We start from the raw sequence: 15,101 nt of genomic DNA, 5'->3' as shown, positions 1-15,101 counted from the left end.
AGCGATCGCATGGTTCGGCGCACACGCGCGACACAATGAAGGAGACGATCCCTGTTTTTGATCAACACCAGCTCTCAAACCGCCGGCAAGGTGGCTGATCAGGTGTCAAAACGTGATCGCCATGCCGAAGGTGCTGCCGAGTTCAGACCAGAGAATATCCAGATTCTGACGCTGATCTTCAGAAATGCGGTTCTGATCGTCCTGTGCATACTGGCTGCTGGTGCCCTGATGTGGTTCCGGCTCACCACCGTTGTGCCGACCTACAGCGCGCAGGCCACGCTGGTACTCGATGACGCGGTCCTGCGTCTCGATCCATTCGGTGCCCGGTTGCGGGCCAGAACCTTGTCGATGCTTCAACTGGCCACTGAAATCGAAGTCATGAAGTCACGGGAATTCGCAGCAAGGGTAGCGGAGGAGGTCGTACCTGATGAGATTTCCGGAACAGGTCAGAACGTCTTGTCCGGAAGGGAAAGCACGGTCGATCGCATTCTGGAGAGCTATCAGATCATCTGGCATCCCACGACCTTCGCCCTGGACATCCTCGCCACGGACGCCAGCCCTCAATTGGCAGCAGACATCGCGAATGCTGTCGCCCGGAACTATGTCGACTACACGCTTGAGATACAGCGCGCCGATGTCGAACGAACCAAGATGTCGATCTTGTCGCGCCAATCCGCGCTGCAAGAGACGTTGAAAGATGCGGAAGCCAATCTTCTGGAATTCACCAGAACTAACAATCTCGACGATCTGACCGAGACGGAAACCCTGACAAACAATCTTCGTCGCCTGCAAGCGCAATTGGCGCTGGCAGAAGAACGCGGAGTACCCTTGCAAGAGTCTGCAGAACTCAAGGCCGACCTGGATGCGACGCTGGCAAAACTCGACGCACGTTCGGCGGCCGAAGTTGAGAAAACCGGCTTCGAACGGAGACTGGAATCGATGCGAAGACAGGATGATCTCCTGTTCGATCAGCTTGAAGCACTCGCATTGCAGGAAGCGCTACTGACCCCGGTCGCGCGGCAAGTGTCGATCGCTATCCCAACGACCAGACCAGTTTCGCCTTCTCCCAAAACCGAAATGGTGGGTGCGCTGATCAGCGGGCTCACTTTCGGTTTCCTTCTGGCGCTCTTGCGGGAAAACCTTCGCGGACGTCTGCGGTGGCCGCAGCAGATAACCGCGTTCCGCGCACCGGTTCTGGGGCAATTGCCTCCCCTATCACGGAAATTCGTAAACCGTATGGCATGGACGACCAGGAGCGGGAACTTGCGGCGGGCGCTGCACAAGATCGCACCCCTGCACACCGCCGTACGAACAAACACCAGGGCGGACAACAGGACCGAGAATGGGACCGGTGCAATGGTTCTGATCACGTCACCCGGGAGCCGGGACGGCCGGAGTACACTCAGTTTCGCACTTGCCGCATATGCAGCCGCAGGAGGTGAAGATGTTCTGCTGGTCGATCTTGATCCTTCGCCGAGGGACTTGATCTCGACCCTCTCGCGCAAACGCACTGCGAACGGATTTCTCGATCTTCTGAGCAACCCTTTGCGGATCGATGCGGCCGCGTGGCATCTGCCCGGCCATCCGCATCTGTCGATAGTCGCGCCTGCACCGGGGCCCGTACCAATGCGGTTCAACAACATGTCCAGTGTCGAAGCGTCACTCAGCGTTCTGCGCCGCAAGTACTCGTTAATTGTGGTCGATTGCCCACCGGTACTGAGTGACGACGCGACATGCCGCCTCGGCAGTGTCGCGCAGGCAGTACTGCTGGTCGCGCGCATGAAGAAGACACGCTTCGAAGACCTTTCGAAAGCCGCTCAGCAACTCGAACTGAACAACGCCTCAAACGTCGGGATCGTGGTGAATGATGGCTAGGAACAGAACACAGGCCGCAGTCCTTATCGTCTTCGGCCTCTTGATGCCGCAAACGCTGGCGGCCGAGGCCGCGCCTCGAGCCTTTCCGGGGGCGGTCGGGTTCGGAGCATCTGCAACCGGCTGGACCGGAGGGGAGGTCATCCCCGTCACAACGCTGGCAGATGCTGGCGCCGGCTCTTTGCGAGCCTGTGTCGAAAAGGGCGAAATGCCTCGGATCTGCGTCTTTGAGGTGAGCGGAACGATCACGCTCGACACCCCCCTCTTTTTTCGCTCAAACCTCTACGTCGCAGGTCAGACGGCACCTGGGCAGGGAATCCAGATCAGACTGGGCAAGTCGCGCGCGACGCCCGTTATCATCAAGAATGCCAGCGATGTCGTCGTCAGGTTTCTCAAGGTACGCCCGGGACCGAGCGAGCAGCCTTCGTCGTCGGTCGATGCGGTGACGCTTGAAAACGCGACGCGCGTTTATCTTGATCATCTGTCCCTGATGTTTTCGACCGACGAGAACCTCGGCATCCACGTTTCCCGCGAACGCTCCAGCGACATAACGGTCGCCAACAGCATTTCCGCCTGGGCTCTGGATCATGCCAACCACCCGAAAGGGCGCCACTCCAAGGGGGCCTTGATCTGCTCTGGAGACGGCCGGGATTTCGATTGCGGACGCGTGAGCCTCTGGCGAAACCTCTTCGCTCACAATCGGGACCGAAATCCCGATATATACGGCCATGATGACGGGCCGGTCGAGGTCGTGAACAGCGTATTCTACAATCCGATCAGTCAATTCGGAGAGTTTCGAAACTACTACGGCAACGCGTTTATCGTCTATGCCGGCAATGTTGCCCTGACCGGCCCGAGCACCGTCGACAGACGGCCCGCAGCAGTTGAAGCAATCATGGCAAGCGACCAGTACAGACTTGAAGTTCAGGTCGATGACATTCTCGCAATCGACCGTGGACGCTGCGACCAAGACCGCCCCTTTCGGCAAGTCGATGCCGATCCCGGAGCAGAGATCATCGAGGGTGTGACCGGCGCACTGTCCGTCCCGCGCGTGAAGGCAAGCGAAGTGCTCGACCTTGTGCTTGAGGGAGTGGGCGACCGCCTGCCATCGGGCGGACATCGGGACTCGCTCGACCAGCAACTTGTCGAAACCGTTCGCGATTGCAAAGGCAAGGTGATCGATTCCCCATCCGAAGTCGGCGGCTGGCCGGACCTCCAACCGGAAGAACGGGTCGTGGACAGTGACGGCGACGGATTTCCTGACGCTTGGGAGCAGTCAACAACCGGGCTTGATGCCGGCCAGCCGGACGATCCCTGGCAGATCGTTGCGGGAACGGACCAGTCCTACATACAGCTTTGGCTGGCAGAGCTTGCCGGCGACCGGGAGCTGGATGACTGATGGCCCGCCTGATCAACCTCTCCGCTGAAGACAGCCAGACCGCCGGTCGGCTCATGCGCAATTTTTCATGGGTCTTCTCGTCCCAGGCGGTCAGCGGCGTGATCAGCATCGGGACGCTTGCCATCATGGCTCAGTCGCTTGGTCCGGCAGGCCTCGGCCTGTTTGCGATCTTCCAGGCTTATGTTCGCATTGTCGACCGGCTGTTGCGGCTGGAGCCCTGGCAAGCCGTGATCAAATACGGTGTCGACGCTCTGTCCGATGATGACGGCAACCGGTTCATGCGGTTGCTGAAGGGTTCGGTTTACGTGAACCTTGCAGGCAGCACTTTGGCTGCCGGGGTTTCGATCCTTGCAGCTCAGGTGACCGCCCGAATGATGGGCTGGCCGGAGGATAGTGCGGCTTATCTGGCTTTATTTTCGCTGGCGCTTCTCTTCAACCTCAAGCCGACCGCGGTCGCGGTCCTGAGGATTTTCGACCGGTTTGATGTTCTTGCCAAGGTCGACGTCGGAATTGCCCTGATGCGTCTGGTGCTGTCGGCCGGCGTATGGTTGATGGGCTACGGCCTTTGGGGGTTTGTCCTCGTTGCGGTGATCGAAGGTCTGGCGAACAGTCTGCTGCCGTTCGTCTATTCGCTCCGATATGTCCATCAGCGTGGCTACGGCAAGTTCATGCGACTGCCTATTAGGGGCATACGCGAAGAGAACCCCGGAATTCTGCGGTTTCTCTGGAATTCGAACTTCAATGTCATTATCCGCCAGACAGTCCAGCGTCTTGACGTGATCCTGCTGTCGGTTCTCGTTGACGAGAAATTCGTCGGATTTTTCCATATTGCCCGCCGGGTTGCCGACAGCGCGCTCAAGCTGGGGCGCCCGCTGAACCAGGCGATCTTTCCGGAACTGGCCCGCAAATGGAGTTCCGGCGAGGAACGCGGGTTTTACAAGCTCGTCAATGGCGTGCTTCTGGCAATAGCTGGCCTTTGCGTGGTCGTGCTGGTTCCTGCCGCCTTCCTGATGCCATACGTCCTGTCAGTCATGTTCGGCGCGGGCTTCAACGAGGCTGCGAACATGGTCAACGTCCAGTTGCTGGCAGTCATACTTCTCCTGGCAACCATGGTGCTCAACCCGGCAATGTTGAGCATGGGGCGCGACCGCGAGCTTCTGTGGGTGACCTTGCTCGGAAGCGTCATGTTTTTGGCCTCTTTCGCCCCACTGGTCGGGATGCTGGGGCCGGTCGGGGCTTCGGTCGCTCATGTTCTGTTTAATGGCACGCTCGTGGCAGGCACCTTGTTTGTCCTTTACTGGTCGCGCCGACGGCCCACCGTGAGGAGGCCGGCTTGACCCCAAGCGCGATACCGATCTCTTCGCACAGCGGTTCTCCTGTCCGGAGCACGACGAGCCAGGAAATCGAACGCCTGCTTGTCATTGCCGCGGTATTCCTGTCGCCAATGACATACCTTCGAACCGACATCGTGTTCTTCACGCTGTCCGATCTCGTCGCCAGCGCCGCTTTCGTCGTGATGATTGCAAACAGGCGCGTGCCGCTTCGCCCGTTCGCGGACATGACATCTTTCTGGCTGTTCTCGGTATTGCTTCTTTGCAGTGGCCTGATTGCCGGATCGTTGTTGAGCGGCGATCCGCTAACGGGTGCGGTTGGCGTCATCCAGTACGTCTTTTCGTTTGTATGCATACCGCTGCTGCTTCTGGGGCGTCCTGCGCGGGAGACGATGTTCCTCTGCAAGGTGATGGCGTTTTCCCTTGTGTTCGTGATGTTGCACGGAGTGCTCTATTCGGTGTTCAGCCCGGACGATGCGCGTTTCTTTTCCAGAAACGGCCGACTGACCGGACTGATCGAGCGGGAAAACGGGGTCGGTCTCCTGGCTGGAGTAGGGATCGTCTACGTGATGTGGCTTTACTTCATCTCCCAGATATCCGGCATCGTGTTCCTGGCACTGGTGGCACCCGTTGCCTACGGCCTGTTGTTGTCCGCATCGAATTCAGGGTTCATCGTCGCGGTTGTCGGGATATTTGGAATCTCTTTTTTCCACGGCTCCGCCAAACATATCCTGGCTTTCATCGGGATTGGAGCTCTTGCACTGGCGGCCCTATTCCTGTTCGGACAGTATTTCCTGCCCGAGGTGTTTCAGGAGCGGGTCTACGGCGCATTGACGACCGGCGATTCCAGCGAGGCGGGAACCTTCGATGGGCGACTGCTTCTCATCCAGGAGGCAATTTACCTGATCGATCGGTCGATCTGGTTAGGGGTCGGAGTGGATCAGCACCGGTTGATCAGCCAGTACGGAGCGCCGGTTCACAATACCTATCTGTTGCTGTTTTCCGAAGGCGGCCTCGTTTCGCTGCTCGGCTTCGTCTGCTTGCTGCTTACACTGGCATTCGTCGGCTGGCGGTCATTCAGCAATCCCAACACGCGCTGGTCCGGGGTTCTGATGTTCACGATACTGCTCATGTTCGCGGTTGCCCTCAACGGAGTGACCCACGTTTACGGCAGGTTCCTGTCCGTTCCCCTCTTGCTTCCGGCGGCGATCTGTCTGTCGGGTTACCGGGTTCGCCGGCACCAGAGACGGGAGCACAGATGACCCATGAAAAAGGTCCTTACCAACGTTCGTCGAGACCATCGAAAAAACCGGATGCAACTAAAGCATCCCGAAAGAATCATTAACGCTATTTCGGGAAAAATTTCTTTTTCGTTGTTTTCCGATTTTCGTGATAATCTTGGATATATTGATAATAATTTTGTTTCTTTAAGTTAAAATATGGGAGATCGCGCATTGAGTATTCGGTTTATAATTGCCGTACTTTCATTATCGACTTTTCTTGTGTCGGGTCTCTCGGCCGAACAGTACAGGCTGTCCGGCGGTGAGACACTGGAACTGCGTGCCGGCGCCTGGGATGCCAGAAACAAGACATTTGCCAACTGGGATGGCGTGGCCGGTTCCTACAAGATGGCACCGGACGGCAATATTCATGTCCCGATTGCGGGAGCCGTGGAAGTTGTTGGCAAGACCCTGGACGAGGTCGCGGATACTATTGCCAGCCGCATGCAGCGCATCGTCGGCTTGACGGAATTACCCGCGGTCTCCGTCGAAGTATCCCGGTATGCCCCGGTGTTCGTGGGCGGAGCGGTTACGGCTCCCGGACAATTCGACTTCATCCCCGGCATGACGGTCGAGAAGGCCCTGGCTATTGCCGGTGGCTATTATCGCCTGCCGAACGAAGAGGGGACACAACAGACCTCGCTCACCCGAATAACGGGAGAGATCAATCAGCTCCGCGGAACCGCATCCAAACTGTTGCAGCAGGAGAAAAGGCTCGAGCAGGAAGTGCAGCTCTATTCGGCGGAGACATTGCCAGACGCCGTGGAGTCGCAATCATCCGATCCTGTGCAGTCGAAGATCCTTTCCGCCAACATCAAGGTGATCAAGGCCGAGCTTCAGAGCCTCAAGGATCTTCGTGTCCTGCTGAACGAGAAAATCTCTCAACTGTCCGAAGAAATCGTCTTGCGTGACAACCAGATCGAACTGGCCCGCAAGGATCTCGCATCGATGGAGCATCTGAAGGACAAGGGGCTGGCCGTGACGACCCGCGTGTCCTCTGCCAATACGGCGCTCAACGATCTGGAGGCAAAACGTCTGCAGCTCGAAGTCGCCCGTCTCGACGCGCAGCAGCGTCTCAATCTTGCATCGAGAGACGCCGCGACCCTGTTCGACAGGACCCGCGGGGAAAAGCTCTCCGAACTCACGGAGGTGAAATCAAAGCGTTTCGAGGTCGAATCCCGTCTTGAGCTGGCCCGAAAGGTCTACGCCGAGACGCTGTCCGCGAACTCTGTTGATACCACCGCCCAGGACAGCATTGTCACACCTTCCTACAGGATATCGCGGCTCGAGAACGGCGAGATGCAGAGCCTGGACGTCGACCTGAATGCTTTCATGCGTCCGGGCGACAGTCTGACCATCAACCTGACGATTTCTGAACCAGCGTCCAAGTAGGTCCGGAGCAGTGATGAGACGCATTCGAATATTATTTCCGTTCGTAGGCGGACCTGTCCTGGGCGGCAGCCACATTTCGGCGCTCAGCCTTGCCGCCGCCCTGGATCCGAACCGTTTCGAGGCACGTGTCCTCGTCCATTTCGAACCTGGCGCCATTGGCCAAAAGGCGCGGGAGCTTGGGCTCGATTACGAGGTGCTGGAGGACACGCCACTGATGTCGTCGCCCGGCCTGCCTCTGCCCGGCCGAGTAGGAGGGCTCGGCTATCTGACGCGAACACTGCCGGCCTTGCGACGAACGCTGAAAAAGATCGATCCCGATATCGTGCATACGAACGAAGGACGCATGCACGCCAACTGGATCTTGCCCAGCAAACTGTCTGGTTGTCGCCACCTCTGGCATCATCGCCAGGATCCGGCCGCGAAAGGGGCGAACACGCTCGCCCCCTTGCTCGCCGACCATATCGTGAGCGTTTCACATTACGCCATGCCATCGCGTCCGATCCGGCCGATTGGCGACCGTGCAATCGTGATCCGAAGTCCTTTCGATTTTCCAGCCATTCGGCCCGATCGCACAAATTCCCATGACAAGCTTTGCGACGAACTCGGTCTGCCAAGGGACGCGGTGCTGCTCGGGTATTTCGGCTCGATCATCAAACGCAAACGTCCCGACGGCTTTGTTCGGGCGGTCGATGCGGCTCGCCGCGCCTTGCCGTCACGTCAGGTGCACGGATTGCTGTTTGGCGATACCGTCGATGCAACCCGGGGCCTGGACGAAACCTGCAAGGCGCTGGTCAGAATCCTGGGACTGAACGACAATTTTCATTTCATGGGCTTCCGCTCACCGGTTTTCGAGGCAATGAGCGGTGTCGATGTCATGCTTGTTCCGGCTGTCAACGAGCCATTCGGCCGGACCCTGATCGAGAGCATGTATCTGGGGACGCCCGTCGTCGCGACACGGCACGGTGGCAACATCGAAGCGATCGAGGACGGTCTGACGGGGTTCCTTGTTGAGCCGGACGATCCGGAGAGCTTTGTCGAACCTATTTGCAAACTGCTCAGTGACCCTTTGTTGCAAACCCGGATTGCCGACGCTGCGCAGGCTGATGCCGCGGCCAAGTATGGCGCCGAACGCCATGTTTCCGAAATTTCCCGCCTTTACGAACAGCTCGTTGAAGGCACCCAGGTAGCAGGTACCGCATATGCTTGACTCAAACATACGATTTCTGATTTTCGGCGCGGCCAAGTCCGCAACAACCTGGCTGCAAAGATCTCTGGAGCGCAGTCCGACGATATCGATGCCCAGCCCGGAGCTGCATTACTTTTCCGATGAGTATCACCGTGGAGCGGACTGGTACCTGTCTCAATTCGACTTCAGTAAACCGGACGCAATCGTCGGAGAGAAGTCGAATACCTATCTCACGCAGCCCGAGGCGGCAGAGCGCATCCGGCGGGACCTTCCCGATGTCCGGCTGATCGTTCAGATGCGGGAACCTTCGGCGCGTGCCTACTCCGATTACTGCATGCTCTTGCGACGCGGGGAGGTGTCTCGAAACATCGAGGATCATCTCGACCCGGCGAAGGCCGCAGGACAGCGTTTCATCAACGACGGCCGTTATGCCCTGCATCTTCGCCGGTTCTACGACCTGTTTCCGCCGGAGCAGATCCTGCTGCTGCTGTTCGAGGATATCCGGCGCCAGCCTGAAAATCAGCTCGCCCGCCTTGCCACTCATATCGGTCACGAGGCACCGCTGGCTCCTCCGGTAGACAGCAAGGTGAAAGACAAGAACGCAGCCATCGTTCCACTGCCTCTGCGCAAGGTCCTGAAGCCGTTTCGCCCCGTTCTGGACGGCGTTCGGCATACCAGGCCAATGAAGGTGCTTCGCGATGCCGTCGCCCGGCCACAGGAATACCCGCCGTTGAGCCCCGATCTGGAAAAAAGGCTGCAGGACTTCTTCGCTCCGGAAGTCAGCGAACTTGAACAGCGGATCGGCAGACCCCTCGACGTCTGGCAGGGTGCACGAAAGGCGTGACCTGATGGACTACGTTGGCAGCGAAGGTGCTGGACTGGAGGCTGGAACGGGCACTGCCGCACCGGTCATGCATGTGATTACGAATTTCGCCGCCAGCGGCGGAGCGGAAACGATGCTGGCAAGACTTCTGGCGGCGACATCCGAACCGGCAATCGTGGTCCCTCTGATCGGCGTTTCAGAGCGCAACCTGAGTTTGGCCGGACGTCCGGACGTGGAATATCATCCGCTCAACGCACGCGGAGCGGTGCACATGCCGGGTGCAATCTTGAAACTGACAGGGCTGATGCGGGAGAAGCGCCCGCGAGCAGTGCTGTGCTGGATGTATCATGCGATGGTTGTCGGCACCTTGTCGGCGCGCCTGGCCGGGGCGCCGCCCGTCTTCTGGACGGTGCGCCAGGCACTTGACGATCCGCGCAGCCTGACGCGAAGCACGCGCCTCGCTGTCGCAGGGGCACGCATGCTATCGTCTCGCGCTGCCGGCATCGTTTACAATTCGACACGGGCTAGAGAGCAGCACGAACAGTATGGCTATGCCGCACGGTTCGGAAAGGTCATCCCGAACGGCGTCGTGGTTCCCGAGCAGGCGGACCCCACGCCGCGCAAGGCCCGTGTGTTCGGTATAGCCGCGCGCTTTCATCCTCAAAAGGACCACTTGAACTTCTTCCGGGCCGCAGCGCAGATGGCCGCACAATTTCCCGATGCCCGCTTTGTTGCCGCAGGTTTCGGTCTTGATGACCGCAACAGCGAAGTTATGGCCATGATTGAAGACGCAGGGCTTGATCCGGCACGTCTGAAATTGCTGGGAGAGCTGCGTGACATGGGTGATTTCTATTCGCAGATAGATGTTCTCGTCCTGTCGTCCAGAACGGAAGGGTTCCCGAATGTCGTCGCCGAAGCCATGAGCCATGCCCGCCCGGTGGTCACCACCAATGTCGGCGACGCCGCACTTGTTGTTGCGGATACCGGCAAGGTTGTTTCACCAGGCGATCCGGATGCGCTGTGTGATGCGATGGCCGAATTTGCCCGAATGCCCTCCGATGAGCTTGCCGACCTCGGAAAAAGGGCTCGACAACGCATCGTGGAGAACTACCAGGTGAAGCACATTCTCGGTGAATACCAGGAGGTTCTGTCGCAGCACGGCCCAGCATGAAGGCACACTTGCGGCCCACAGTTAGCTATTTCATCGAAACCGTCTGGACCGTCAACGCGCCGTCGAGTTCATCCAGCGACGTTATTTCGACATGGGCCGCGTGCGCATCATCTTTCGCGTGCGGCGGATGCACGGCGCCCGCCCGCCGGATCTGAACGGTGATCCAGCCGCGCGCTTTTGGCGTCACGAAGTCCTTGGCGGGATTGTCGGCGACGTAGACCATCGGCCCGTCGTCTGCTGCAAGTCCTTCCATTTCCTCGTAAGCGCGGGGGTGTGGTTTGCCATATCCCTGAGGCCAGTCTCCGGTCTTGCGGATATTCTCAATCCAGCGGTCAAGACCAAGGGCAACGATCTTGGCGTTTTGAGTTTCCGCCGGACCGTCCGTAATCAGACCGAACGGACCGCGGTGACGCTCGAGAAAACGCACCGCGTCCGGAGCCAGCGCAATCTGCGGCGGGTGGCCGCGGTAAGCCGCAACAAGATCAGCGATCAAATGGCTGTCGCCGCAGTGCCCGAGCCTTTCAAGCGCGCGGTTGAAGATCTGGCGCCGCTCGCCTTCCTCGAACAACACCTTGCAGGCCTTGCCAAAGCCTTCCAGGCTTTCGCGTTCTTTCGCCCAACCGTCGAGAAAACGATAGCCGCTGAACGCAAACTCCCGCTCCAGATAGAGCGTATCGTCCAGATCAAAAACAATCATCGCAATCCGCCAGTTAACGAATGTGAGGTCGACCGGACAACGCTACCGGCCAGGGTTTCTACTGCCAGAACAGAGCCGAGGTGCGGGTTCTGACAAAAGACCATTGCGGCTCCGGCAAACCTGCGACGATCAGCCGTCGTAGATCGCGCTGTCGTATCGGAGCATTTTGACATTTTCTCGCCAGTCATCGTTTGCGCTGCACGGGAGGCCCGACACTTCCTCAAGAAGCCATTGTGCAAAACGCGCGCCGGCATGGTCTGCCAAGGGATACCCGCCCCCGAATCTCGCATTGATTTCAATGACACGCGGTCCCAGCTCCGGGTCGTCGATCACCTGGAAACAGGCCACGCCGGTCAGGCTCGGCAAGGCCCGGTGCACGCCTTCGGCGATTTGCCGGAAGTCATCCCGTCGCACCGTTCTTCCCTTCTCGACTTCACCCGCGCGGATCTGGATGCGCAGATGAGGAACCACCGTTCGCAGGCTGCCGCCTGAATCGACGAACATGTTGATCGTGTATTCCGGGCCACGCAGAAACTGCTGAAAGACCATTGGTTCCTCAAAACGACCGGGCAGCTCTTCGATAGCCTGAAAGACCTGCAGACCCCGGCTGGCGCTGCCGCCGCTCGGCTTGGCAAACACCGGCCAGCCGAGTGCGTCCGGATCGGACAGCAACGCTTCATGTCCCAGCGATTTCGGCACCGGCACGCCTGCAGCCTCGAGCATTTCAGACGTCAGCCGCTTGTCCCTCACAATTTCGATGACTTCAGTCGGCGCCACATGCACCCGCGCTCCCAGTTGGGTGAACGCGTCGGACACGCAGGCAAGTGCCATCAACTCCGTGTCAATCGTCGGAACCACCAGATCGACCCGATTGTCACGCACAATGTCGAGGATAGCGTTGGCATAGCTCGGGTCGTCGCAACGCGGCACCGCAAACGCCTGATCCGCAGCTGCGCATGCCGCACTTAAATCCGGAGCGAGGTCACAAGCTAGAATTTCCAGCTGGATTCCCAGATGGTCGGCAGCAGATCGGAAACATTGAAGCAAACCTACGCGGCGTCCCGCAGAACAAAGCAGCAATCGTAAATTTTTGACCGGCACAACAAATTCTCCGGAAATGTGAGAGGCAATTCAAATGGAATATCAATTCAGTATACGCGGCAATTTCGACCGCAGAGAGAATATAACCAGCCTTGGCTAGTTTGTGAATTCAGATTCAAGAACGTAATGAAGTCAGCGTGATCTTTTTGATTGTTGAAATTCACCTGCGTAACAAAGTTGCCGGCATGCTCATCCTGGTGTCGTCACGTTGCTGGAAACGCTTCAGCCTTTCCACGTTTCTCAACGTCCCCCTGCGGTTCCTTGATCGAGACAAGGCCGGTGAGAAGCAGTGCGATGAGGTCTGCCTGACGATTGGTGCCGGTCTTTTCGAAGAGATTGCGCAAATGAAAAGCGACTGTTGTCGGTGCGATTGAAAGCTCCTGCGCGATGTCTTCCTTTCGCCGCCCCTGCGCCAACGCGCGGGCGACCTCCGATTCAGTCGGCGTCAGATCGAACAGGCCTGCCAGGATCTCGTCCGGCATCCTTGGCCGATGCGCGAGATCCGAAATGAAAATCACCGCCTTCGCGTCATCGTTCGGCAGTCCTGTACTGTCCGGAAGCGAACAGACCGTAAGCAGAAAATCACGGCGTCCGGACGGTCTTTGCACCGTCAGGCTGGCAAGGTGGTCCTGGCCCTTGCAGGCAGCCTCACAGGCGCTCGCCAGCAGTTTCCTGATATCGTTGGCAAGCTGCGATGAACCGGTATGGAGCGTCCGGTCAATTACCAGCCCGTCCCTGGCCATATGAATTTCCCGCGCTGCTCGATTTGCGAAGACGACACCGGACAACGACACCAGCACGATACCGAAGGAAAGCACGTTGAGAACGCTCTCCATGCCGTTCATTCCAAGCGATCGGTCCGATCCACTGCCTGCCAGGGCCTGCCGAAGCGTTTCCAGTTCGTTTTTTTGCCTGTCGTCGATCCGGCTGACCTGGCGCAAGCGAGCCTCGATCGTCGCCAGCAACAGGTCATAGTCTATCGGTTTGACCAGATAATCGTCCGCACCCGCGCGCTTGCCATGAATGATCTCGTCGCGCTGGTTTAGCGCCGTCAGGAAAACGAATGGAACATCTGCGAGGTGCGTGTGCCTGCCTCTGACGGTTTCGAGCAAGCCGTAACCATCGAGCCGGGGCATGGAGATATCGCACAAGATGAGATGCGGGCGGACCGTTTCCAGCACGTCCAGCGCTTCACGGCCATCAGCTGCACCGACCGCGTCATAGCCTGCAGCGGAAAGTTCATCGATGATGTCCTGGCGAAGATGGCACTGGTCCTCAACACAGAGAACCGTCAGTTTCGAACCGGATTTGGGCATCGATTGCATCAACTGCTCTTTGAACCAGACCACGTTGAAATCCGACCATGATGAACCCGATAGTCGGTTCCATGGATGGCGGCGTCAATGGGCGGTCTTTCTTGACGCGATTTCATTCACCTGTCCCCGTTCAAACGCAGGGGGACAGTATTCACGTTCGACAATATTCTCCCGCCATATTGCAACAGAGCGTTCAAGGAGACGCCAGATATGTGGGATTTTTCTATCGGCCGTGCATTAGGCCTGATGTTTCAGACACTGCCCTTCATCATCTTGCGCATGGCGGTCTATTTCGGAGCTGCCGTTGCCTACATTCTTGCAACGGGTGTCGGCGCCGGCGTCGGCTGGGGCATCGGCGGGTTCGGCGATGCCGATTTCCAGGCAACGACCACGACCTGGGGCGGTGTCATCGGGTTCGGTGCGGTCGCCGTCGTGATGTATCTGCTGAGAGAATACGTTCTGTATGTCGTCAAGGCCGGGCACATTGCCGTTCTGGTCAAGCTGCTCGACGGCAAGGAGATGCCGGGCGGCCGGTCGCAGATCGCCTACGCCCGCGAAGAAGTCTCTCAAAGGTTTATGCTGGCCAGTGTGCTTTTTGGTGTCGACCAGCTGATAAAGGGCGTGCTGCGCGCAATCACGGGCCTGGTGCGGGGCGTCTTCACGCTTCTGCCGATCCCCGGCGCTCGGCAACTTATCTCGATTGCCGAGGCCTTCCTGCGCATTGCGGTCGGTTTCATCGACGAGGTTATCCTCGCCTATACGATCCGGACAAATTCGGAAAACGTGTGGGCTTCGTCCCGGAGCGGGCTGGTGCTTTACGCCCAGAATTACAAACCGATGCTGAAGAATGCCGCCTGGCTCACTCTTATCGTCTACGGCCTGTCCTTTCTTGTATTCCTCGTCATGTTGGCTCCGGCCGCCCTGGTCGCATATCTCGTTCCAGGCAGCTGGTCTGCGGGCGGCATCGTGTTTGCAATTTTGTTCGCGTGGTCCGTCAAGTCCGCTTTGCTGGAGCCTTTTGCAGTCACCTGCATCATGGAGGTCTACTTCCGGACAATCGAAGGGCAACAGCCTGATCCAGCCTGGGAAGCCAAGCTCGAACAGCTTTCGACAAAATTTTCCAGTCTGAAGGAAAAGGCGGCGTCCTATCAGCCTCCCCGGATCAACGATCCTGTCAAGGCGGCTGGCTGATTATCACGCACGCAGTCAGGTCTGCCTTGTCCTGTCCGCACCGGCATCCAGCATCCGGCATCCGGCATCCGGCATCCGGCAAATCAGCGCCCTGTTTCTTGTTGTTCGCGTAGCGGGAACTCGGGACAGGGCGAAATGTGCAATTTTCGGCGTGGTCAACATCGGAGGTCTGGCATCGGTTGAATGTTTGCAACATCGACAACCGGTGCCATAATAATTTTTTTGACCTTTGCGGGCCCGATCATTGATTGAAGCATTTGAAAAACAAGCGTTACCGGCAACGAGACGAAAAGACATGGCAGCGGCGTTGTGCCGGTGTTGCAGTCACGTTGGCTGCTCCGT

General features: G+C 58.3%; 12 protein-coding genes. 9 read left to right on the top strand and 3 right to left on the bottom strand.

Translation table 11 applies throughout. The annotated features are described in order from the left end of the window. Positions 1-102 precede the first annotated feature (102 nt). The 8 genes from FIV03_RS30150 (at position 103) to FIV03_RS30115 (ending at position 10,454) form a co-directional block, all read left to right on the top strand. Positions 103-1,875: a Wzz/FepE/Etk N-terminal domain-containing protein gene (locus FIV03_RS30150; protein WP_173014030.1), complete on the top strand. Its 1,773-nt coding sequence runs from the start codon at positions 103-105 to the stop codon at positions 1,873-1,875. Then, the gene (locus tag FIV03_RS30145) at positions 1,865-3,271 is read left to right on the top strand and encodes a hypothetical protein (protein WP_152514019.1); all 1,407 of its coding nucleotides are present in this window, start codon (positions 1,865-1,867) and stop codon (positions 3,269-3,271) included. Before FIV03_RS30150 ends, FIV03_RS30145 begins: the two co-directional genes overlap by 11 nt. Beyond that, positions 3,271-4,608 (top strand): lipopolysaccharide biosynthesis protein, encoded by a 1,338-nt coding sequence (locus tag FIV03_RS30140; RefSeq protein WP_152512434.1) that lies wholly within the window; start codon positions 3,271-3,273, stop codon positions 4,606-4,608. The genes FIV03_RS30145 and FIV03_RS30140 overlap by 1 nt, the downstream gene beginning before the upstream one ends. Then, complete coding sequence (locus FIV03_RS30135; protein ID WP_152512433.1) at positions 4,605-5,864, top strand: O-antigen ligase family protein; 1,260 nt, start codon at positions 4,605-4,607, stop codon at positions 5,862-5,864. Before FIV03_RS30140 ends, FIV03_RS30135 begins: the two co-directional genes overlap by 4 nt. Positions 5,865-6,104: 240 nt before the next feature. Then, entirely contained in the window at positions 6,105-7,274 is a 1,170-nt protein-coding gene (locus FIV03_RS30130; protein ID WP_173014031.1) for a polysaccharide biosynthesis/export family protein, read from the top strand. A gap of 13 nt (positions 7,275-7,287) precedes the next feature. Then, positions 7,288-8,481 carry a glycosyltransferase family 4 protein gene (locus tag FIV03_RS30125; RefSeq protein WP_152512431.1) on the top strand — a complete coding sequence of 398 codons (1,194 nt, stop codon included), beginning with the start codon at positions 7,288-7,290 and terminating at the stop codon, positions 8,479-8,481. Next, a complete protein-coding gene (locus FIV03_RS30120; protein WP_152512430.1) occupies positions 8,474-9,304 on the top strand; it encodes a sulfotransferase in 831 nt (276 codons plus the stop codon). Before FIV03_RS30125 ends, FIV03_RS30120 begins: the two co-directional genes overlap by 8 nt. A gap of 4 nt (positions 9,305-9,308) precedes the next feature. Beyond that, positions 9,309-10,454, top strand: coding sequence for a glycosyltransferase (locus tag FIV03_RS30115; RefSeq protein WP_152512429.1), 1,146 nt, complete (start codon positions 9,309-9,311; stop codon positions 10,452-10,454). 25 nt (positions 10,455-10,479) lie between these two features. Here the strand turns inward: FIV03_RS30115 and FIV03_RS30110 are convergent, their stop codons facing one another. From FIV03_RS30110 to FIV03_RS30100, 3 genes are all read right to left on the bottom strand, one after another. Next, on the bottom strand, positions 10,480-11,151 hold the full coding sequence (locus FIV03_RS30110) for an HAD family hydrolase (protein WP_152512428.1): 672 nt from the start codon (positions 11,149-11,151) through the stop codon (positions 10,480-10,482). A 129-nt stretch (positions 11,152-11,280) separates the two neighbouring features. After that, complete coding sequence (locus tag FIV03_RS30105) at positions 11,281-12,252, bottom strand: ATP-grasp domain-containing protein (protein ID WP_286202329.1); 972 nt, start codon at positions 12,250-12,252, stop codon at positions 11,281-11,283. 203 nt (positions 12,253-12,455) lie between these two features. Then, complete coding sequence (locus FIV03_RS30100; protein ID WP_152512427.1) at positions 12,456-13,577, bottom strand: response regulator; 1,122 nt, start codon at positions 13,575-13,577, stop codon at positions 12,456-12,458. A 201-nt stretch (positions 13,578-13,778) separates the two neighbouring features. Here FIV03_RS30100 and FIV03_RS30095 point away from each other — a divergent pair, with 201 nt between their 5' ends. Next, positions 13,779-14,759 (top strand): hypothetical protein, encoded by a 981-nt coding sequence (locus FIV03_RS30095; RefSeq protein ID WP_152512426.1) that lies wholly within the window; start codon positions 13,779-13,781, stop codon positions 14,757-14,759. Positions 14,760-15,101: the final 342 nt, after the last annotated feature.

The organism is Labrenzia sp. THAF187b, from assembly GCF_009363375.1.
GTDB lineage: Bacteria > Pseudomonadota > Alphaproteobacteria > Rhizobiales > Stappiaceae > Roseibium > Roseibium algicola.
This window is presented reverse-complemented; position numbering and strand designations above follow the sequence as displayed.

Coding starts and splice junctions, on each gene's coding strand:
- FIV03_RS30095 (WP_152512426.1), top strand. CDS start 13,779: ATGTGGGATTTTTCTATCGGCCGTGCATTAGGCCTGATGTTTCAGACA.
- FIV03_RS30110 (WP_152512428.1), bottom strand. CDS start 11,151: ATGATTGTTTTTGATCTGGACGATACGCTCTATCTGGAGCGGGAGTTT.
- FIV03_RS30120 (WP_152512430.1), top strand. CDS start 8,474: ATGCTTGACTCAAACATACGATTTCTGATTTTCGGCGCGGCCAAGTCC.
- FIV03_RS30140 (WP_152512434.1), top strand. CDS start 3,271: ATGGCCCGCCTGATCAACCTCTCCGCTGAAGACAGCCAGACCGCCGGT.
- FIV03_RS30115 (WP_152512429.1), top strand. CDS start 9,309: ATGGACTACGTTGGCAGCGAAGGTGCTGGACTGGAGGCTGGAACGGGC.
- FIV03_RS30145 (WP_152514019.1), top strand. CDS start 1,865: ATGATGGCTAGGAACAGAACACAGGCCGCAGTCCTTATCGTCTTCGGC.
- FIV03_RS30125 (WP_152512431.1), top strand. CDS start 7,288: ATGAGACGCATTCGAATATTATTTCCGTTCGTAGGCGGACCTGTCCTG.
- FIV03_RS30100 (WP_152512427.1), bottom strand. CDS start 13,577: ATGCAATCGATGCCCAAATCCGGTTCGAAACTGACGGTTCTCTGTGTT.